The following is a 19885-nucleotide window of genomic DNA, read 5'->3' as shown; positions in this document are numbered from 1 at the left end:
GCTGTGCGCCAAAATCCGCCCGCCGCTTCGCGGTCGCCCGGAGACGCACGCTGGACTGCGTCAGCCCGCTTGCACGGGCCACCAGCCCGCGCTGCACGAGCTTCCTTGCCAGCGCACGTCTCCGGGCGATCACGGCCGTTGCGGATACCGAGCACAGACCCTAACGGAGCGGCATGGCTTACTGGCTCCTCCGCTCCGAACCCGATGCCTATTCGTGGGACGACCTGGTCCGCGACGGCGCCACCGAATGGAACGGCGTCCGCAACTATACCGCGCGCAATTTCCTGAAGGACATGCAGCCCGGCGACCTGGCGCTCTTCTACCATTCGAACACCGAGAAGGCCGCGGTGGGCGTGATGGAGATCACCCGCGCCTGGCAGCCCGACGGCGACGACGGCAAATGGGCGAGCGTCGCGGTCAAGCCGGTCGAGAAGCTGGCCAAGCCGGTCCCCCTCCCCGACATCAAGGCCGAGCCGCGCCTCAAGGAGCTCGAGATGCTGCGCCAGTCGCGGCTGTCGGTGACCCCCGTCCGCGACGCCGAGTGGAAGGTGCTGCTGGAAATGGGCGGCAACTGACCGCCAACCTTTCGGTTGGGTCCGGAATCGAGCGCAGGGCGCGGTTTTCCGCGATTCCTGCGTGGAGGGCCGTTGACGAACTTGTCCACTGCATCGCGCGCGCGGCACGGGAACATGGTCCTGCATGGCAATTCCTCCTCTCGAATCGCAAATCGACCAGGCTGTACCGGTTTCAGGCCGTGTAGGAAAGGATTTTGTTTTCGTTTTGTTCCATTCGTGCGATCGCGCGGAGAGCTCGGGGTGCCGGCCGCGCTTCGCCGGGGTGACGGGGCCGGGACGTTGAGCGCAAGCTGCGGGAAGCGCCGGCCTGCGCCGCCCGCTAGGACCGTCCGTCGAAAGGACATGCCATGACGTACAAGTTCAAGACGATCCCCTCCCCCGTCGGCGCGCTGACATTGGTGGCGAGCGATGCCGGACTCACCGCGATCCTCTGGGAGAATGATCGCCCCGGCCGCGTGAAGCTCGGCGACCTCGAGGAAGCACCCGACCATCCGGTGCTGGCCGAGGCCGAGCGTCAGCTCCAGGGCTATTTCGCGGGCGAGCGGGAGCGCTTCGACGTGCCGCTCGACTTCCGCGGCACCGATTTCCAGAAGCGCGTATGGGCCGCATTGCTGACGATCCCGTTCGGCGAGACGCGCAGCTATGGCGAGATCGCGCGCCAGATCGGCCGGCCGAGCGCGTCGCGCGCAGTGGGCGCGGCGAACGGCCGCAACCCCATCTCGATCATCGCCCCCTGCCACCGCGTGATCGGCACCAACGGCGCGCTCACCGGCTTCGCGGGCGGGCTGGCGGCGAAGGAGGCGCTGCTCGGGATGGAACGGAGGGCCGGAGGCTAGCCGGCGGCGCGCTCACGCATTGGTGAAAGGATTGATCGCGACGAGAATGCTCATGGTGGTCGCGATCGAAGCACAGAACAGCACGATCATGGTGCGAACCCGCACCAGGGTATTGATATCCGACATGTTCACGCATCCTGCATGCTCGAGACAAAGGTGATGCGACCGGGATTCGCGTGTCGAGCTCCATGTGGCTCTTCATCGCGGAGCGGCGCCTTAGCCTGCGGCGCCGCGCGGCAATATGATCGATTGGCCGGATTCCTTGATCGAGAGGCCGGATGCGTCGGGCCGTGGCTCTTGGGACCGGCGGGAACGCTTCGAGGGGCGCATTGCCGGCGGCTTGCGCCCCAAAGTCGGTCGTTGGGGGTGCGCTCGCCCTTCCCCATAAGCGGACATCACACGCCGCTACGATCTTCGACCAAAGTTGGGCCGATAACGAACTGCAGTCTTCGCTATCTCGGCTGTCGATAACAGACATTCGAGGAGCAGCGTGCCAATGGCTGGCGTAGCGCCGGAGCGGGGCAACAGCGTGAAACGTAGATATCTGCAAAATAACATACTACGGTCCGACGGCTGACGCCGCCATCAGGGTAAGCGCAGGTGTCGGTTTGTGAGGGGGCACATGTGGACTATCAGTCTTATTCCATCCGCAAGATACTGGACGCGGTCACTAGCGGTGAGATTAGAATACCTGCCTTCCAGCGTGGTTTTGTTTGGGAAATGGACAGAGTAGCCCATCTACTAGACAGTATTTATAAGGGATATCCATTTGGCTCCCTGCTTTTTTGGCGTACAAAACAACAATTAGCAGCTGAACGCAGCTTGGGCACCTTCACATTACCCGACCCGGAGGTGGAATATCCGATCGACTATGTGCTTGATGGACAGCAGCGTCTGACATCTATCTTCACTGTGTTTCAGACCGAGCTAAAGCCTGAAATTAACCCTGAGTGGACAGACATCTATTTCGACCTAGACGCAGGCGACAACCCCCAAGACAGCGCTTTTGTAGCGCTGGAGAAGGTCGATGATTCAGAACGTCATCGATATTTCCCGATGCGCGTTCTATTCGACTCTGTGGGATATCGAGCCAACACAGAGCATTTAGAAAAATCTAAAATTGCGATTATCGATAAACTCCAAGAGAAGTTTAAAGAGGTCACAATTCCGGTCCAAGTATTGAAGAGTGAAGACCGGTCCATCGTGGCAATTGTCTTTGAGAGAATTAACCATCTAGGCGTAGCGCTAGATACTCTCCAATTATTGTCCGCATGGACTTGGAGCGAGGATTTTGATCTCTTGGATAAATTCCGCGACCTCAGAGATGAGCTGTCAGACTTCGGGTTCGCCGGCGTGGGCGACGACTCGGACCTGATCCTAAGTTGCGTTGCCGGGATTTTGGCAAAAGAGCCAGGCCCCGAGACACTCCTAAGCTTAAACGGATCAGACGTTCGCGCTCAATTTCCCCGTGTCGAACAAGGCATCCGTGGCGCCATCGACTTTCTGAGAACCCAGCTTAAGGTAGTTCATTTAAAGCTATTACCTTACCCATCAATGCTTGTACCACTGGCCGTTTTTTTCGCTGAGCCTGAGGGAAAAGATGTCGTTTACAATGCGGAAACTTATCACCGTTTGAGACGATGGTTCTGGAGAACCTGCTTCTCGGCTCGGTATTCTAGTCAAACTCGCAAAACGACTATCCACGATATTCAACAAGCAGAGCTTTTGAAAAACGGCCAGCCAAATACGTTTGGCGATATTGACTTAAAAATCGATGACACATTTTTTAAAAATTCATTTCGCATTGGTTCGGCCGCCACGAAAACTTTCGTTTTGCTATTGTCTAATAATTCTCCGCGAAGCCTATTGTCTGGCAAAGAAATCGATCTAGATCGAGTGCTGCAAAGCTATAATCGGTCTGAGTTTCACCACACCTACCCCCGTGCTTTTTTGCGCGAAAATGGCTATGAAGAACCATACATAAATATGCTCGCAAATTTCTGTTTTCTTAGCGCTGCCGAAAATAGGAATATTGGCAAGAAACGCCCCTCTGTTTACCTGCGGGATTTAGGGGGACCCGAGCATAAAGTCGACGAGACACTCGCGTCTGCTTTCTGTGAAGCGGGGGAATTTAACGATGACTACGATGGTTTCTTGAAGGGCCGGACGGCGCGTCTTGTGGCCTTCGCCGAGGAATTGACAGCCTGACGTTGATTGAGAAAGTTGGTGCGGCGCTGCGACAGCGCACGGTCAGCTATTTGCTGCGAGCGCAGCTCGTGGCAAACAGCAGCTTTGGAACATCGACCGGACCCGCTGGATGACCAACATTAGGGCGCGTAGCTGCCGTGGCGCTCCGACCGATTGATGTCGGAAGCGACGAGGCGGTGCCCGAAAGAGGAGAGGCCGCTTTCCACCCGTATGAGGGCGCTCGCGCGTCGCGAAGCCGATCCCCTAAAGCGGCATGGCAGCTAACGACCCTATTCTGTTGAAAAACTCCTGCGGCTCCGCCCGCAGGCTCAGGCTGAGACATAATGCTGCACCGCTGCCGCCATATGCGCAATATCCGTGCTCGTAAGCTACGCTACGAGCATGGATATTGCTGCCGTTCAAGCGCTTCGGACCCTATCCGGAGTTTTTCAACACAATAGACCCACAAACCGCCATTGCGAGCGGTACGCAATATCGGCATCGTTTCGCCAGGACGAGGACCACCCCCAAAAGCAAAGGGCGCCCGGACAAGCTCCGGACGCCCTCTATCTCAGGCCGCCTTGGCGCGGCTCTGGCGCTTGCGCTCGTGCGGATCGAGGAAGCGTTTCCGCAGCCGGATCTTCTTCGGCGTGACTTCGACCATCTCGTCGTCGTCGATATACGCGATGGCCTGCTCGAGCGTCATCTTCTTCGGCGGGGTGAGGCGGACGGCGTCGTCCTTGCCGCCCGAGGCGCGGAAGTTGGTGAGCTGCTTCGCCTTCATCGGGTTGACCTCGAGGTCGTCCGTCTTGGCGTTCTCGCCGATGATCATGCCCTCGTAGAGCGCCTCGCCGTGGCCGACGAACAGGATGCCGCGCTCCTCGAGCGGGCCGAGCGCATAGGACTGCGCCTCGCCGGCGCCGTTCGAGATCAGCACGCCGTTCTTGCGGCCCTCGATATTGCCCTTGTGCGGGCCGTACTTCTCGAACAGCCGGTTCATGATGCCGGTGCCGCGCGTGTCCGACAGGAACTCGCCGTGGTACCCGATCAGCCCGCGCGAGGGCGCGCTGAAGGTGATGCGGGTCTTGCCGCCGCCCGAGGGGCGCATGTCGGTCATCTCGCCCTTGCGCTGGTTCATCTTGTCGACGACCGTGCCCGAATATTCGTCGTCCACGTCGATCACGACGGTCTCGTACGGCTCGGTCTTCTTGCCGTCCTCGTCCTCGCGGAACAGCACGCGCGGGCGGCTGATGCCGAGCTCGAAGCCCTCGCGGCGCATCGTCTCGATGAGCACGCCGAGCTGGAGTTCGCCGCGGCCGGCGACTTCGAAGCTGTCCTTGTCCTCGCTCTCGGTCACCTTGATCGCGACGTTCGATTCGGCCTCGCGCTCGAGCCGGTCGCGGATCATGCGGCTGGTCACCTTGGTGCCCTCGCGGCCCGCCATCGGCGAATCGTTGACGGCGAAGCGCATCGACAGCGTCGGCGGATCGATCGGCTGCGCCTGGATCGCCTCGCTGACCGAGGTGTCGGCGATGGTGTTCGAGACGGTCGCGACGGTGAGGCCGGCGAGGCTGATGATGTCGCCCGCCTTGGCTTCGTCGACCGGAACGCGATCAAGGCCGCGGAACGACATGATCTTCGACGCGCGACCGGCCTCGACGACGTTGCCGTCCATGTCGAGCGCGTGGATCGGCTGGTTGACCTTCACCACGCCCGAATTGACGCGACCGGTGAGGATACGGCCGAGGAAATTGTCGCGATCGAGCAAAGTCACGAGGAAGGTGAAGGGCGTGCCCTCCACTTCGACCTTCGGCGGCGGCACGTGATCGACGATCTTCTGGAACAGCGGCTTGAGCGTGCCCTCGCGCAGCGACGGATCCTCATTGGCATAGCCGTTGCGGCCCGAGGCGTAGAGCACCGGGAAGTCGAGCTGCTCGTCGGTGGCGTCCAAGGACACGAACAGGTCGAACACCTCGTCGAGCACTTCCTGGATGCGCTCGTCCGGACGGTCGATCTTGTTGACGACGACGATGGGCCTGAGGCCGAGCTTCAATGCCTTGCCGGTGACGAACTTGGTCTGCGGCATCGCGCCTTCGGACGAATCGACGAGCAGGATCACGCCGTCGACCATCGAGAGGATGCGCTCCACCTCGCCGCCGAAATCGGCGTGGCCGGGGGTGTCGACGATGTTGATGCGGGTGCCTTCCCACTCGACCGAGGTCGGCTTGGCGAGAATGGTGATCCCGCGCTCCTTCTCGAGGTCGTTCGAGTCCATCGCGCGTTCCTCGACGCGCTGGTTGTCGCGGAAGGTGCCCGACTGGCGGAAGAGCTGGTCGACGAGCGTGGTCTTGCCGTGATCGACGTGGGCGATGATCGCCACGTTGCGGAGGTTCATGCGATATCCTGAATTACGCGGGAGCGCGTTTCGGCGGCGCCCTTAGCGCAATTTGTGCGTTGCGGGAAGGGGAAGGAGGGTTAGGGATAAACACATGAGCGAACCACTGAAGATTCTCGTCATCATGGGCAGCGTCCGCGAGGGGCGCATGGCGCTGCCGGTCGCGAACTGGGTGATCGAACAGGCAGCTGCCCGCGCCGATCTCGCCTGCGAGCTGGTCGACCTCAAGGACTGGAACCTGCCCTTCTATCCGTTCGCGCATCCGCCGGCGCAGGGCAACTACGCCGATCCGCTCCAGATCCGCTGGGCGGAGAAGATCGCGTCGGCCGACGGCTATATCCTCATCTGCCCCGAATATAATCACGGGCCGCCCGCGGTGCTCAAGAACGCGCTCGACTTCGTCTATGCCGAATGGAACCGCAAGCCGGTGACCTTCATGGGCTATGGCGGCAATGGCGGCGCGCGCTCGATCGAGCTGCTCACCTGCGTGACGCGCGAGCTGCAGATGGCGCCGCTCGAGGCGTCGGTCCACATCATGGGGGTATGGGGCAAGGTGCAGGGCGGTGTCTTCGCCGGCGACGACAAGGACCTGCGCTGGACCGGCCATCTGTTCGACGAGCTGGTCTGGTGGGGGAAGGCGCTCAAGGCGGCGCGGGAAGCTTAGGCTCGGGACGCCCACTCGCCGTCATCCCGGCGAAAGCCGGGATCTCCCGCCGTATCGCGCCTCCGCCCGAGATCCCGGCTTCCGCCGGGATGACGGGATTTGAGGTACGTTGCGGGAACAGCCCCAGTGTACTATCTACATCATACACTTGGATAGCCGCCGCGAAGTCCTTATGGAGGATCGCGACAGCTTTGGAGGGTTTGGAATGGCGACCGAGACTGCAGTGGCCGAACAGGATCTGGTGCTCACCCCGCCCGAGCCGGTGAAGGTGGTCGCGCCCGAGAAGGCGGCGGGGCTCGTGCCGGTGGAGGACACCAAGAAGAACGAGCTCGAGAAGCGCGTCGACGGCTTCATCGACGATCTGGTCGCACAGGACGTCAACTCGCCCGAATTCGGCAAGCGCGTCGATGCGATCGCGGCGATGGGGCAGAAGGAGATCCGCGACGCGGCGGGCCAGTCCAACCGCTTCCTCGATCGCCCCGTGCGCGCGATGAGCAGCGAGAGCGGCGTCGGCGCCGACCTGCTCGCCTTGCGCAAGACGGTGGAGGAGCTCGATCCCGGCCGCAACGGCAAGCTGATCGGCGGCAATGACGGCTTCCTCTCGAAGCTGTTCGGCGGCTCGCCGCTCAAGCAGTATTTCCGAAAGTACCAGTCGTCGCAGAGCCACATCAACGGCATCCTCAAGAGCCTTGGCAGCGGCAAGGACGAGCTGCTGATGGACAATGCCGCGATCGACACCGAGCGCGCGAACCTGTGGAACTCGATGGGTCGGCTCGAGCAGATGATCTATCTGTCCAAGGCGATGGACGCGAAGCTCGAGGACAAGGCAGAAGAGCTCGACCATACCGATCCCGCCAAGGCCAAGGCGGTGCGCGAGACCGCGCTCTTCTATGTCCGCCAGCGCACCCAGGACCTGCTCACCCAGATGGCGGTGACGGTGCAGGGCTATCTCGCGCTCGACCTGGTCAAGAAGAACAATGTGGAGCTGGTGAAGGGCGTCGACCGCGCCTCGACCACCACCGTCTCGGCGCTGCGCACCGCGGTCACCGTCGCGCAGGCGCTGACCAACCAGAAGTTGGTGCTCGACCAGATCACCGCGCTCAACACCACCACCGCCGGACTGATCGATTCGACCGGGCAGCTCTTGAAGAGCAACACCGCAGCGATCCACGAGCAGGCGGCGAACTCGACGATCCCCGTCGAGACGCTCCAGCGCGCCTTCCAGAACATCTACGACACGATGGACGCGATCGACACCTTCAAGCTCAAGGCGCTCGACAGCATGAAGACCACGGTCAACACGCTCTCGAGCGAGGTCGAGAAGTCGAAGGGCTATATCGCCCGCGCCGAGGGTGCCGCGCAGAACCAGGGCGGCGGCGGGGCCGATACCTTCAAGCTGGAGGCGATGTAAGCGTGCCCACCGACGTCGATCGCCAGCTTGCCGCAGCCGACGCGCTGCTCGATCGCACGCGCGAGCGCTACGCCTCGGTATCGAAGCGCAGCAGGCAGCGGCGCGAGGCGGAGATCCTCCGCCGCGTCGGGCGCATCGCGGTGGCCGACGGGCTGATCCTCGTCGCCGCGCTGGCGATCGGCTTCGTCATGCCGCTCGGCATGTTCGGCGCGCTGGCGGTGATGGGGCTGCTGATCGCCGCGACCCTGTTCTTCGCGATCTTCCCGCTCAGCGCACCGCCCAGCGTCGAGAAGCTCGCCGAAGTGCCGCTCAAGGCGCTGCCGGTGACCACCGAGCGCTGGCTCGAGGCGCAGCGGCCTGCCCTCCCCTCGCCGGTGCGTGGGCTCGTCGATTCGATCGGGGTGAAGCTGGAGATCCTCTCGCCCCAGCTCGCCATGCTCGACGAGAAATCGCCGGCGGCCGGGGAAGTGCGGAAACTGGTGGGCGAGCAACTGCCCGAGCTGATCAAGGGCTATTCGCGCGTTCCCGAGCCGCTCCGCCGCGTCGAGCGCAACGGGCTGACTCCCGACCAGCAGCTCGCCCAGGGACTGCAGGTGATCGACGACGAGATCGCCGAGATGTCGGCGCACCTCGCCCAGGGCGATCTCGACCTGCTCGCGACGCGCGGGCGCTATCTGCAGATCAAGTACCAGGGCGACGGCGCCTAGATCGGGTCGACGTTCGAAGACATGGCTAGACGGTCGTTTGCCATCACCATCACCCCGGACTTGTTCCGGGGTCCACTAAGCCTCACCGACTGACCTCTCGCCTCTTCCTCCAAGGCTTGCCTCCCGGTGGACCCCGGAACAAGTCCGGGGTGACGGAAGAGAGGAAAGGCGACCCGTCCCTAGACCGGTCCCGCGTAGCGCGCGTCGAACCCGCGCGCGAGTTCGCCCAAGCTGATCGAGCCGAACCGCGCGATCAGCAGCGCCTCGGCTTCCTGCAGCGCATCCGCCACGGCTTCGTTGACGAGCCTCTCGACCAGGCAGTGCGCCGGCCCGATCTCGTTGCCGATCGCGAAGACTTGCGGCCCGCCGACGGCGCGATGGACGTCGAGCAGCGAAACCGAATCCAGGTCGCAGGCCAGCGCCCAGCCGCCCCCATGCCCCTTCTCCGAGCGGACATAGCCCGCGTCGCGCAGCCCCGCCATCGTGCGGCGCACGACCACCGGGTTGGTCCGCAGCATCGTCGCGATCGCTTCCGAGGTCATCGGCCCGTCGTGCCGCGCCATGTGCAGCAGCACGTGGAGCATCCGGGAAAGGCGGCTGTCGCGTCGCATCGCTCGATCCTTGTGCGCCGCGCCGGGCATTTGGCAAGCGGCGCGAGTCATGATACATTTGATGTTACATGATTCGCGGGAGTGTTGGAATGCGCCGAATGAACGACCCCGATCGATGGAACGATCTGGCGAAGCACTATGAGGAGACCGCGCACCCGTTCACCGCGCCCTTCGCCGAGGCGGCGCTCGCGCGAGTGGAGGTCACGCCGCAGACGCGCCTGCTCGATGTCGCGACGGGGACCGGCGCGCTCGCGCTGGCGGCGGCGCGCGCGGGCGCGCAGGTGCTCGCCGTCGATTTCTCGCCCGGAATGGTGGCGCGGGTGACCGCGCACGGCCTGCCCAACCTCGAGGGCCGGACGATGGACGGCCAGGCGCTCGACCTGCCCGACGCCGCGTTCGACGCGACATTCTCGGTGTTCGGGGTGATGATGTTCCCCGATTGGCGCAAGGGGCTGGCCGAGATGGCGCGCGTCACGCGGCCGGGCGGGCACGGCGTGGTCGCCACCTGGCAGAGCCAGGGCGCGGCGACGCATCTGCTGCTCGCTGAGGTCGTCCGCGACCTATTTCCGGATCGCGAATGGCGCTCGGGCCTGCCCGAGGGCCTGACCTTCCTCGGCGATCCCGAACGGCTTTCGGCGGAGATGGTCGCCGCCGGCTTCGCTGCGCCGAGCATCGAGACGATGACCCATGACTATATGCTCCGGATGACCGATCTCGATCCCGAGACCCAGTTCGGGCTGAGCGAGGATTGGGGGGCGCTCGGACCGGACGACCAGAAGGCGGTGGTGGACGAAGTGCACAGGCGCGCGGGCGGCAGGGAGGTACTGCCGGTGCCGTCGACCGCGCTCATCGCGGTGTCCACATGCCCTTGACCCGCCTCAGCGCGTGCCGATCGCTTCCCGGGCGCGGTCGGCGAGCCGCTCGACTGCGGCGGCATGGATGCCCGGGCTCGTCGCCAGCACGCCGAAGGCCTGCGCCTCGGGCGTGTTGAAGCCGAGCGGGCGCCCGAAGGCATCGCTGACCGCCGCCCCGGCTTCCTGCGCGAGCAGCACGGCGGCGGCGATATCCCATTCGTTGCCCCAGCGGATCGTCGCGAGCAGATCGGCCTCGCCCGCGGCAACCATCGCGATGCGCAGCGCGATCGAATTGGGCTTGGCGACCATCACCAGATCGCGATCGACCTTCGAGAGCTGGTCGGCGGGCACGCGGGCGCCAGCCAACTGGTCGCGCTCCGCCACGCGCAGCCGCTCGCCGTTGCGGAACGCGCCCTGGCCGGCCACGGCGCTCCACACTTCCTGCCGTGCTGGGGCGTCGAGCACGCCGATCACCGGCTGTCCGCGCTCCACCAGCGCGATGGACACCGCCCAGCCGTTGCGGCCGCGCAGATAGTCGCGCGTGCCGTCGATCGGATCGACCACCCAGATCCGCTCGGCATCGAGCCGCGCCTCATTGTCGATCGTCTCCTCGGAGAGCCAGCCGGCATCGGGGAGCAGCTCGCCGAGCCGGTAGCGCAGCATCCCGTCGACCTCGAGATCGACCGCGCAGACCGGATTGCCGGGTGACTTCTCCCAGCGGCGGAAATCGGTGTTCCACAATTTGATCGCGAACCGCCCGGCATCGGCGGCGATGTTCGCGACCTCGGCAGCCAGGTCATTCACCGGCGATCGTCATCCCGTCGATGCGCAGGGTCGGCGCGTTGATCCCGTAGCGGAACTCGAGGTCGTTGGCCGGGGTGAGTGCGAGGAACATGTCCCTGAGGTTGCCCGCAATGGTGATCTCCGAGACCGCGCGGGTGATCTCGCCCTTCTCGATCAGGAAGCCCGCGGCGCCGCGGCTGTAATCGCCGGTGACGCTGTTGACCCCCTGCCCGATCAATTCGGTGACGAGGATGCCGCGCTCGATCTCGCCGACCAGGGTCTCGGGCGGGATGCTGCCGCTTGCCATGTAGAGGTTGCTCGGCGCCACGCCCGGCGCGCCGCCGATGCCGCGCGCGGCATGGCCGGTGGGCTCGAGCCCGAGCTGGCGCGCCGAGGCGCTGTCGAGCAGCCAGGTCTCGAGTATGCCCTGGTCGACCAGCTTGATCGGCAGCACCGGCAGCCCCTCGCCGTCGAAGGGGCGCGAGCGCAGGCCGCGCGGGCGGTGCGGATCGTCGCAGATCGTGACCCCCTTGGCGAAGACCTGCTTGCCTAGGCAGTCGAGCAGGAAGCTCGTCTTGCGCGTGATCGCCGAGCCGCCGATCGCGCCGAGCAGATGCCCGACCAGCCCGGCCGAGACGCGGCGATCGAACACCACCGGCATCGCCCCGCTCGGCACCTTGGCGGGGTTGAGCCGCGCCACCGCGCGCTCGCCCGCCAGCCGCCCGACCGCCTCGGGCGCCTCGAGCATCGCCGCGTGGCGCGCGCTGTGATGGGCATGGTCGCGCTCCATCGCGCCGCCGCTGCCCGCGAGCACGCTCGCCGAGACGCCGTGGCTGGTCTGGGCATAGGCGCCGGTGAAGCCGTGGCTGGTGGCGATCGCCATCACCGAACGGCTGGCGCCCGCGCTGCCGCCTTCGCTGTTGGTGACGCCCGGAACCGCGCGCGCGGCATCCTCGGCGGCGAGCGCACGCGCCTTGAGCGTTTCGGGCGCGTCGTTCGCGCCGTCGTCGAGATCGAGCAGCGGCGGATGCCCGTGCATCAACCGCTCCTGCGGCGCGAGCCCGGCCCATTTGTCCTCGGGCGCCTCGCGCGCCATCGCGATCGCGCGCTCGACCAGCGCATCGAGCGAAGCGGTGCTCAGGTCCGAAGTCGAGACGCTCGCCGATCGCCGCCCGACGAACACGCGCAGCCCGAGTTCCTCGCTCTCCGAGCGCTCGACATCCTCGAGCGCGCCCATCCGCACCGACACCGACAGTGAGCGATCGGCGGCGATCACGGCGTCGGATGCATCGGCGCCCGCGGCGCGCGCTCGATCGACGATGTCGTGGACGCGCTCGCAGGCTTGGGACTCGGTCAGCATCGCAGCGACTTAGGGAGCCGACCCGCTGACGTCAAAGCGTCTGCCCGACTACGAAGCACGCGGCGAACATCAGCAGCCCGGCATTGCGGTTCGAACGGAAGCGGTGGAGCGCGTTGGCGCCGTCGGCGGGGGCGAGCGTGATCACCTGCCAACCGAGATGCAGCGCCATCGGGAACAGCGCCGCGAGCGCGATCGGATCGGGCCGGAGCTGCCAGATCGCCGCGCTCCACAGCGCCAGCGCCAGCGCATAGAAGCCCGCGACGCCGCCGCGGACCCGGCCGCCGAGCCGCCGCGCCGAGGAGCGCACGCCGACCAGCGCATCGTCCTCGACGTCCTGCAGCGCATAGATCGTGTCGTAGCCGATCACCCAGAAGATGCAGCCGGCATAGAGGAGCAGCCCCGGGAGCCAGCCCCGATCGGGCGCCTCGGCCCAGCCGACCAGGGCAGCCCAGGAGAAAACCAGCCCGAGCCACGCCTGCGGCCACCAGGTGATCCGCTTCATGAAGGGATAGGCGGCGACCAATGCGAGGCTGCCCAGCGCCACCGCTGCCGCGAGCGGCGTGAGCTGGACCAGCACGACCAGCCCGATCGCGCACAAGGCGAACAGCCAGGCCCATGCCGCCTTGAGCGACACCGCGCCGCTCGCCAGCGGGCGGCTGGCGGTGCGCGCGACCCGGCGGTCCAAGTCGCGGTCGACGATGTCGTTATAGACGCAGCCCGCGCCGCGCATCGCGATGCTGCCGAGCAGGAACCACAGGATCAGGTCCCAGCGGTCGAGCGCATTGCCCGAGAGGGCGACTGCCCAGGCGCCGGGCCAGAACAGCAGCCACCAGCCGATCGGCCGATCGAAGCGCGCGAGCAGCGCATAGGCGCGCACGGTCGGCGGGAGCATCCCGACCAGCCCGCGATGCTCGGTGTCGGGGACGATTTCCGGTGCGGCGGCCATGGCCCCGTCCTTCGCGCTGGGCGGGCAAAGATCAAGCGGGCGATTGCAACAATCCGGCATAATCCTGCGACAAATCGCGCGCAGGGCTCCGGCGGGGGTTGAATCGCGGGAGATCGAGCATGCGTGCAATTTTGTTGGGAAGCCTAGTCGTGCTGGCCGGCGCGGGCAGCGCGTCGGCGCAGGACGCGCCCAAGGGTCCGCCGCCCGGCGAATGGCGCCCTGAGGGTGCGCCCGGCCTGGCCGGCCCGCCGCGCGGCCCGCTGTTCATCAGCCCGATGGGCGAGCCCTTTCGCGGCACGCGCGAGGGGCCCGCGCCCCAGGACGCCTGGTTCGACGGCGCCGACGCCAACCATGACGGCGCGCTGAGCGAGGAGGAGATGATCGCAGACGCCGCGCGCTTCTTCGCCGCGCTCGACCAGCGCAAGGACGGCGAGATCGATCCCGACGATATCGAGCGCTACGAGACCGTGCTCGCCCCCGAGATCCGGACCAGCGGATTCGGCGGCGGCCCGGGCGGTGGGGGTGGTCGCGGCGGACGCCGCGGCGGTCCCCCGGGTGGGCCGGGCGGCGGCGAGGGCCCCGGCGGCGGCGACGGGGACGGCCCGCGCGGCGCCGGGCGCGAAGTGCGCATGAAGCAGGGCGCCGCGCGCTTCGGCTATCTCGATTATCCCGAGCCGGTCACCGTGGCCGACCGCAACCTCAATCGCGGCGTCGACCCGGCCGAATTCGCCAAGGCCGCCTCGGCGCGCTTCGCGATGCTCGACGCCAACCATGACGGCAAGCTCGAGAAGGGCGAATTGCCCAAGCTGCGCGGCTTCGGCCGCTCGCGCGCCGAGGGCAAGGGCGCGCGGCAGGATATTCCGTAGGTGCCTTAACTTCCCACCGTCACCCCGGCCGAAGTGCCGGGGTCCACTGCGCGGCAACGGAGTCCCTATCGCCTCCATTCTTGCCCTCGCCTCCCGGTGGACCCCGGCACTTCGGCCGGGGTGACGAAGTTTGTGGGGGGCGTTAGGGACAAACCATGCCCGCAACCCCCGCCTGGCCGCCCCAATCCACCCCCCGCCTGTTCGTCGAGACCGCGCTCGCCCCCGGCCCGCTGCGGATCGACGGCCCGCAGGCGCATTATCTGATCCAGGTGATGCGGTTGAAGACTGGCGATCCAGTCAAATTGTTCGACGACAAGACCGGCGAATGGCTCGGCGTGACGCAGGCGGTGGGCAAGCGCGACCTCGTGCTCGACGTGTCGGGCAAGCTGCGCGAGCGCGAGGCGGTGCCCGACCTGTGGCTCTGCGCGGCGCCGATCAAGAAGGGCCGGATCGACTGGGTCGCCGAAAAGGCGTGCGAGCTCGGCGTCGCGCGGCTCGCGCCGGTGCTCACCCGGCGCGCGGTGGTCGACAAGCTCAACCTCGACCGGCTGCGCAGCCACATGATCGAGGCGGCCGAGCAATGCGGCCGCACCGCGCTTCCCGAACTGGTCGAGCCGGTGAAGCTGCCCGCACTGCTGCGCGACTGGCCCGCCGGGCGAACCCTGTTCTTCGCCGACGAGACCGGCGGCGCACCCGCGCTGGAGGCGATGCGCGCGAACCGGGGTCCGGCCGCGATCCTGATCGGCCCCGAGGGCGGCTTCGACGCCGAGGAACGCGAGGCGATCCGCGCGCATCCCCAGGCCGTCGGCATCGCGCTCGGCCCGCGCATCCTGCGCGCCGAGACCGCGGCCGCGGCGGCCGTCAGCCTCTGGATGGGCGCGGCCGGGGATTGGTGACCGAACGGTACGAAATTGCCACTGGCGCGCGTCATCGGGCGCGCGTAAAGGCCCGCGGATGAGCACCAAGACCGTTTCGAACAGCAACGCAGCGGTCATCGAGGACCGTGCCCAGCTGGTCGACTATTTCGCGCGCGGCGAGAAGCCCAAGGCGCGCTGGCGGATCGGCACCGAGCATGAGAAGTTCGTCTTCTCGACCGCCGATCATCACGCCCCCAGCTATGACGAGCCCGGCGGCATCCGCGACCTGCTGATGGCGCTGACCAGCTTCGGCTGGAAGCCGGTCGAGGAGCGTGGCAAGGTGATCGCGCTGTCGGGGCCCGACGGCACCGTCAGCCTCGAGCCCGCTGGGCAGTTCGAGCTTTCGGGCGCGCCGCTCGACAATCTCCACGAGACCTGCGCCGAGGCCGGACGGCACCTCAAGCAGGTCAAGGCGGCCGGCGACAAGCTCGGGATCGGCTTTCTCGGCCTCGGCATGTGGCACGACAAGGCGCGCGCCGATCTGCCGATCATGCCCAAGGGCCGCTACAAGATCATGCTCAGCCACATGCCGCGTGTCGGCAATCTCGGGCTCGACATGATGCTGAGGACCTGCACGATCCAGGTGAACCTGGACTATGCCTCCGAAGCCGACATGGCCAAGAAGTTCCGCGTCGGGCTCGCGCTCCAGCCGCTCGCCACCGCGCTCTTCGCCAATTCGCCCTTTACCGAAGGCAAGCCCAACGGCTTCCTCAGCTTCCGCAGCCATATCTGGTCGGACACCGATCCGGCGCGCACCGGCATGCTGCCCTTCGTGTTCGAGGACGGCTTCGGGTACGAGCGCTACACCGACTATGCGCTCGATGTGCCGATGTACTTCGTCTACCGCGACGGCGAGTATATCGACGCCGCGGGGCAGAGCTTCCGCGACTTCCTGAAGGGCGAACTGCCCGCCTATCCCGGCCACAAGCCGACGATGGACGACTGGGCCGATCACCTCTCCACCGCATTCCCCGAGGTGCGCCTCAAGCAGTTCCTCGAGATGCGCGGCGCCGATGGCGGGCGCTGGGGCCGGATCTGCGCGCTGCCGGCATTCTGGGTCGGGCTGCTCTACGACGAGGCGGCGCTCGACGCGGCGTGGGAGCTGGTGAAGGACTGGTCGATGGAGGAGCGCGAGGCACTGCGGAACGCGGTGCCCAAGCTTGCGCTCGACGCGCCGATCCCAGGCGGCGGCACGCTGCGCGACATCGCGGGCGAGGTGCTCGACATCGCCGCCTCGGGGCTGAACGCCCGCGCCCGGCTCAACGCCTCGGGCGACAATGAGAGCGGCTTCCTCGATCCGCTGCGCGAGATCGTCCGCACCGGGAAGGTACCGGCGCAGGTGCTGCTCGACCGGTTCGCCGGCGACTGGGGCGGTGATATCGCGCGGGTGTACGAAGAGGCGAAGTTCTGATCTCAAAGCCCCTCCCCTAAAGGGGAGGGGCTTTATCGACCCAAAACCCGCCCGAACAGCCGCGGCACCGGCGCATTCCGCGCCATCCAGGCCGAGTATTCCTGATAGGCCGGATCGGCGCCCAGATGCCGTTCCTCGGTCTTCGCCCGCCAGTAATAGACGCCGCTGACGCAGACCATCACCGCGGCGTTGCGGATCGCGTCGGTCCAGCCGGTGGTGGCGAGGAACGGCATGGTGGAAAGCCACCAGAACAGGTTCTTCGAAAGATAGGCCGGGTGCCGCGTCCAGGCATAGGGCCCGTGGGTCAGCACGCCGCGATGGGTGAGGTTCGAGAAGCGCAGCCCGAAGGCGATCGTCGCCCAGGCATAGATGGCGGTAAGCGCGACCAGCACCGCGCCCAGCGCCGCCAGCAGCCACGGATATCCGCCCAGCCAGTGCGACCAGTCGGCGGCGCCTTGGTGATAGTCGAGCGGTCCGCCCTCGCCCATCAGCAGGAACGGCGGGTAGCAGATCAGCGCCGCCGTCCAGCCCGCCGCATAGGGATTGGCGCTGCGGATGTGCGAATCGAGCGGGCGGAAGGTGAGGATGTAGCCCGCGGTCGCGAAGGCCACGTCGATGACGAACATGAAGGTGACGCAGTACATCGCCAGGCTGACCGGATCGCGCCACACCGTCATCGGATCGATCGCGACGAACTCGGCGAAGCCCGGCGGCACGATCGCGACCATGAAGGCGAGGAAGAACGCCTTCACCCCCCAGCTGCGCAGATGGTTGAAGATGTCGTCGGCGTTCCAGCCCTCGGCGCCCATCGCCCAGGCACCGAGCGACCAGGCGCCGTCGCGCGGGTCGGTCAGCCGGCGGTCGAGCCACAGCACATAGGGGACCGACAGCACGAACAGCATCGGCGCCACTGCGATGAAGCATGACATGGCGAAGGGATAATTGGCGTAGCGCGTATCCCACCAAACGCGGCCGAGCGCATAGATCGCCGCGATCGCGCCCCAGGTCAGCCACAGCCCGGTGAGCTTGGTCACCGAGACGTCGAGCGTCGCACGCCAGGGGCGGACATTGCCCCAGTCGATGCCGGTGGAGGGGTTGCGGTGGACCTTGTCCATCAGCAGCGACCAGGCCACCATCGGCAGCGCGCAGGCGGCCACGTTGACCAGCGCCGAATAGGGCCCGTCGAGCCCGAAGACATGCGCGACGACCACCCAGGCGGTCATCCCCGCCAGCCCGGCCAGGCCGACGGCGCCGCTCACCGCCGAGCGCGGGCGCGGATCGGCCTTGGCACGCGCGGCGAGTGCGGGGTCGTGATACATGGCCGAAACATCTAGGCCGCAATGGTTAGGGACCGGTGAAGGATAGGGCGTCCTGCCTCCCCCTTTACCGCCCGCAATCCAACGGCCTAAGAGCCGCCATCCTTCCTCCTGCGAGGTTGCCCTTCATGCACCGTGCGCTGTCCTTCGCCGCTCTCCTCCTTACCACCGCCTCCCCCGCCACCGCCCAGAACTCCGCCCCCCAGCCGGTGCCGTTCGTCGACACGATCCCCGAGGCGCGCGACATTGCCTATCCGGGCACGCTCCAGCTCGATATCGACGCGACCGACACCCAGCGCGGCATCTTCCGCGTCAAGCAAACCATCCCGGTCGCCAAGAGCGGGCACATGGTGCTGCTCTATCCCAAATGGTTGCCCGGCAAGCACGGGCCGCGCGGCGAGATCGAGAAGCTGACCGGGCTGCAGATCCGCGCAAACGGCAAGCGCGTCGAGTGGAAGCGCGATCCGGTGGACGTCTTCGCCTTCCATGTCGACGTGCCCGCCGGTGCGAAGAAGCTCGACCTCGAATTCCAGTTCGCCTCGGCCACGGCGGCCGACCAGGGCCGCATCGTCATGACGCCCGCGATGATGAGCCTGCAGTTCAACTCGATGAGCCTCTATCCCGCGGGCTATTTCGTCCGCCGCATCCCCGTGCAGGCGCGCGTGAAATATCCCGAGGGCTGGTCGGCCGCATCGGGGCTGCCGTCGAAGGCGGTCGGCTCGACCTACACCTATGACAAGACCAATTACGAAGTGCTGGTCGACTCGCCGGTGCTCGCCGGACGCTATTACCGCCCGTTCGAGCTCAGCCCGCGCGTGACGCTCGACGTCTTCGCCGACAGCCCCGAGGAGCTCGAGGCCAAGCCCGAGCAGGTCGAGGCGCACAAAAGGCTCGTCGACCAGGCGGTCAGGACGATGGGGTCGCAGCAATACGACCATTATCACTTCCTGCTCTCGATCAGCGACGAGCTGGGCGGGATCGGCCTCGAGCATCATCGCAGCTCCGAGAACGGCGTGAAGCCCGGCTATTTCATCAAGTGGGACGATAATCCCACCGGCCGCAACCTGCTGCCGCACGAGTTCACGCACAGCTGGGACGGCAAGTACCGCCGCGGCGCCGATCTCTGGGCACCCGATTACCGCACGCCGACCCGCGGCTCGCTGCTCTGGGTCTATGAGGGCCAGACCCAGTTCTGGGGCTATGTCTTCCAGGCGCGCTCGGGGCTGGTGAGCAAGGAGAACACGCTCGATTCCTATGCCGCGATCATGGCGAGCCTCGACAATCGGCCCGCGCGCACCTGGCGGCCGATGGGCGACACCACCAACGATCCGGTGATCACGCCCCGCGCGCCCAAGGGCTGGGTGAGCTGGCAGCGCTCGGAGGATTATTACAACGAGGGGCTGCTGATCTGGATGGAGGTCGATTCGATCCTCCGCGAGCAATCGAAGGGCACCAGGTCGATCGACGATTTCGCGCGCGCCTTCTTCCAGGGCCGCGACGGCGATTTCGGGCAGGTCACCTACAATTTCGACGACGTGGTGCGCACGCTGAACGCGATCCAGCCCTATGACTGGCGCAGCCTGCTCGACCAGCGCGTGAACCGCGTCTCGGAGCGCGCCCCGCTCGCCGGCTTCGAGCGCAACGGCTACAAGCTCGTCTATACGGAGGAGCCCAACAAGGCGACGCCCAAGACCAGCGTCGACTTCGCTTACTCGCTGGGGCTGACGCTGGGCGCCAAGGGGATCAGCACGGTCGCCTGGGACAGCCCGGCGTTCGAGGCCGGGATCGACCTGGGCGACGAGATCGTCGCGGTGAACGGCCGCGGCTATACCGGCGACCGGCTCAAGCAGGCGGTGAAGGACGCCAAGGGCACCAAGGACCCGATCCGGCTGCTCCTCAAAAATGGCGACCGCTACCGCGAAGTGGCCATCGACTATCATGACGGGCTTCGCTATCCGCACCTCGTTAAGACGGCCACGGGAGAGGCTGGCCTCGACAAGCTGCTCGAGCCCCGCTGAGACGGGGCGGGGCGCCAACCCAAGCAAG

17 protein-coding genes are annotated in these 19885 nt (G+C 66.2%); 11 read left to right on the top strand and 6 right to left on the bottom strand.

Annotation, left to right across the window (positions count from 1 at the left end):
• The first annotated feature begins 173 nt into the window (after window positions 1-173).
• The 3 genes from MT490_RS05885 to MT490_RS05875 all read left to right on the top strand — a co-directional run bounded on the left by MT490_RS05885 (window position 174) and on the right by MT490_RS05875 (window position 3619).
• A complete protein-coding gene (locus MT490_RS05885; protein ID WP_297385118.1) occupies window positions 174-575 on the top strand; it encodes an EVE domain-containing protein in 402 nt (133 codons plus the stop codon).
• 347 nt (window positions 576-922) lie between these two features.
• The gene (locus MT490_RS05880) at window positions 923-1411 is read left to right on the top strand and encodes a methylated-DNA--[protein]-cysteine S-methyltransferase (protein WP_297385117.1); all 489 of its coding nucleotides are present in this window, start codon (window positions 923-925) and stop codon (window positions 1409-1411) included.
• Window positions 1412-2035: 624 nt separating this feature from the next.
• Window positions 2036-3619, top strand: a complete 1584-nt coding sequence (locus tag MT490_RS05875; protein ID WP_297385115.1) for a DUF262 domain-containing protein — start codon at window positions 2036-2038, stop codon at window positions 3617-3619.
• A gap of 550 nt (window positions 3620-4169) precedes the next feature.
• Here the strand turns inward: MT490_RS05875 and typA are convergent.
• Window positions 4170-5993 (bottom strand): translational GTPase TypA, encoded by a 1824-nt coding sequence (typA, locus tag MT490_RS05870; protein ID WP_297385113.1) that lies wholly within the window; start codon window positions 5991-5993, stop codon window positions 4170-4172.
• A gap of 94 nt (window positions 5994-6087) precedes the next feature.
• On the opposite strand from typA, the gene MT490_RS05865 reads away from it, so the two are divergent.
• The 3 genes from MT490_RS05865 (at window position 6088) to MT490_RS05855 (ending at window position 8775) form a co-directional block, all read left to right on the top strand.
• The gene (locus MT490_RS05865; protein ID WP_297385112.1) at window positions 6088-6657 is read left to right on the top strand and encodes an NAD(P)H-dependent oxidoreductase; all 570 of its coding nucleotides are present in this window, start codon (window positions 6088-6090) and stop codon (window positions 6655-6657) included.
• Between the two features lie 205 nt (window positions 6658-6862).
• A complete protein-coding gene (locus tag MT490_RS05860; protein WP_297385111.1) occupies window positions 6863-8068 on the top strand; it encodes a toxic anion resistance protein in 1206 nt (401 codons plus the stop codon).
• A gap of 2 nt (window positions 8069-8070) precedes the next feature.
• On the top strand, window positions 8071-8775 hold the full coding sequence (locus MT490_RS05855) for a hypothetical protein (protein ID WP_297385109.1): 705 nt from the start codon (window positions 8071-8073) through the stop codon (window positions 8773-8775).
• A gap of 179 nt (window positions 8776-8954) precedes the next feature.
• Here MT490_RS05855 and MT490_RS05850 read toward each other — a convergent pair whose 3' ends face one another.
• Window positions 8955-9386: an Rrf2 family transcriptional regulator gene (locus tag MT490_RS05850; RefSeq protein ID WP_297385107.1), complete on the bottom strand. Its 432-nt coding sequence runs from the start codon at window positions 9384-9386 to the stop codon at window positions 8955-8957.
• 98 nt (window positions 9387-9484) lie between these two features.
• Here MT490_RS05850 and MT490_RS05845 point away from each other — a divergent pair, with 98 nt between their 5' ends.
• Entirely contained in the window at window positions 9485-10258 is a 774-nt protein-coding gene (locus MT490_RS05845; protein ID WP_297385104.1) for a class I SAM-dependent methyltransferase, read from the top strand.
• A gap of 6 nt (window positions 10259-10264) precedes the next feature.
• Here MT490_RS05845 and MT490_RS05840 read toward each other — a convergent pair whose 3' ends face one another.
• The 3 genes from MT490_RS05840 to ubiA are packed head-to-tail and all read right to left on the bottom strand — an operon-like array spanning window position 10265 to window position 13329.
• Window positions 10265-11044: a 3'(2'),5'-bisphosphate nucleotidase CysQ gene (locus MT490_RS05840; RefSeq protein ID WP_297385101.1), complete on the bottom strand. Its 780-nt coding sequence runs from the start codon at window positions 11042-11044 to the stop codon at window positions 10265-10267.
• Window positions 11037-12383, bottom strand: coding sequence for a metallopeptidase TldD-related protein (locus MT490_RS05835; protein WP_297385100.1), 1347 nt, complete (start codon window positions 12381-12383; stop codon window positions 11037-11039). Before MT490_RS05835 ends, MT490_RS05840 begins: the two co-directional genes overlap by 8 nt.
• 31 nt (window positions 12384-12414) lie before the next feature.
• Window positions 12415-13329, bottom strand: coding sequence for a 4-hydroxybenzoate octaprenyltransferase (ubiA, locus tag MT490_RS05830; RefSeq protein ID WP_297385098.1), 915 nt, complete (start codon window positions 13327-13329; stop codon window positions 12415-12417).
• Between the two features lie 119 nt (window positions 13330-13448).
• Between ubiA and MT490_RS05825 the strand changes: the two genes are divergently transcribed.
• The 3 genes from MT490_RS05825 to MT490_RS05815 all read left to right on the top strand — a co-directional run bounded on the left by MT490_RS05825 (window position 13449) and on the right by MT490_RS05815 (window position 16523).
• The gene (locus tag MT490_RS05825; RefSeq protein ID WP_297385096.1) at window positions 13449-14195 is read left to right on the top strand and encodes an EF-hand domain-containing protein; all 747 of its coding nucleotides are present in this window, start codon (window positions 13449-13451) and stop codon (window positions 14193-14195) included.
• Window positions 14196-14350: 155 nt separating this feature from the next.
• A complete protein-coding gene (locus tag MT490_RS05820) occupies window positions 14351-15091 on the top strand; it encodes a 16S rRNA (uracil(1498)-N(3))-methyltransferase (RefSeq protein ID WP_297385094.1) in 741 nt (246 codons plus the stop codon).
• A gap of 58 nt (window positions 15092-15149) precedes the next feature.
• Entirely contained in the window at window positions 15150-16523 is a 1374-nt protein-coding gene (locus tag MT490_RS05815) for a glutamate--cysteine ligase (protein ID WP_297385092.1), read from the top strand.
• 32 nt (window positions 16524-16555) lie between these two features.
• Here the strand turns inward: MT490_RS05815 and MT490_RS05810 are convergent, their stop codons facing one another.
• A complete protein-coding gene (locus tag MT490_RS05810; protein WP_297385091.1) occupies window positions 16556-17842 on the bottom strand; it encodes an isoprenylcysteine carboxylmethyltransferase family protein in 1287 nt (428 codons plus the stop codon).
• A gap of 125 nt (window positions 17843-17967) precedes the next feature.
• On the opposite strand from MT490_RS05810, the gene MT490_RS05805 reads away from it, so the two are divergent.
• On the top strand, window positions 17968-19857 hold the full coding sequence (locus MT490_RS05805) for a peptidase M61 (protein WP_297385089.1): 1890 nt from the start codon (window positions 17968-17970) through the stop codon (window positions 19855-19857).
• Window positions 19858-19885: the final 28 nt, after the last annotated feature.

This window comes from Sphingomonas sp., from assembly GCF_026460985.1.
GTDB lineage: Bacteria > Pseudomonadota > Alphaproteobacteria > Sphingomonadales > Sphingomonadaceae > Sphingomonas.
This window is presented reverse-complemented; position numbering and strand designations above follow the sequence as displayed.

Excerpts from the sequence above, each read along its gene's own strand:
- MT490_RS05885 (WP_297385118.1), top strand. The coding sequence starts at position 174 with ATGGCTTACTGGCTCCTCCGCTCCGAACCCGATGCCTATTCGTGGGAC.
- MT490_RS05880 (WP_297385117.1), top strand. The coding sequence starts at position 923 with ATGACGTACAAGTTCAAGACGATCCCCTCCCCCGTCGGCGCGCTGACA.
- typA (WP_297385113.1), bottom strand. The coding sequence starts at position 5,993 with ATGAACCTCCGCAACGTGGCGATCATCGCCCACGTCGATCACGGCAAG.
- MT490_RS05865 (WP_297385112.1), top strand. The coding sequence starts at position 6,088 with ATGAGCGAACCACTGAAGATTCTCGTCATCATGGGCAGCGTCCGCGAG.
- MT490_RS05860 (WP_297385111.1), top strand. The coding sequence starts at position 6,863 with ATGGCGACCGAGACTGCAGTGGCCGAACAGGATCTGGTGCTCACCCCG.
- MT490_RS05850 (WP_297385107.1), bottom strand. The coding sequence starts at position 9,386 with ATGCGACGCGACAGCCGCCTTTCCCGGATGCTCCACGTGCTGCTGCAC.
- MT490_RS05845 (WP_297385104.1), top strand. The coding sequence starts at position 9,485 with ATGAACGACCCCGATCGATGGAACGATCTGGCGAAGCACTATGAGGAG.
- MT490_RS05835 (WP_297385100.1), bottom strand. The coding sequence starts at position 12,383 with ATGCTGACCGAGTCCCAAGCCTGCGAGCGCGTCCACGACATCGTCGAT.
- ubiA (WP_297385098.1), bottom strand. The coding sequence starts at position 13,329 with ATGGCCGCCGCACCGGAAATCGTCCCCGACACCGAGCATCGCGGGCTG.
- MT490_RS05825 (WP_297385096.1), top strand. The coding sequence starts at position 13,449 with ATGCGTGCAATTTTGTTGGGAAGCCTAGTCGTGCTGGCCGGCGCGGGC.
- MT490_RS05820 (WP_297385094.1), top strand. The coding sequence starts at position 14,351 with ATGCCCGCAACCCCCGCCTGGCCGCCCCAATCCACCCCCCGCCTGTTC.
- MT490_RS05815 (WP_297385092.1), top strand. The coding sequence starts at position 15,150 with ATGAGCACCAAGACCGTTTCGAACAGCAACGCAGCGGTCATCGAGGAC.
- MT490_RS05810 (WP_297385091.1), bottom strand. The coding sequence starts at position 17,842 with ATGTATCACGACCCCGCACTCGCCGCGCGTGCCAAGGCCGATCCGCGC.
- MT490_RS05805 (WP_297385089.1), top strand. The coding sequence starts at position 17,968 with ATGCACCGTGCGCTGTCCTTCGCCGCTCTCCTCCTTACCACCGCCTCC.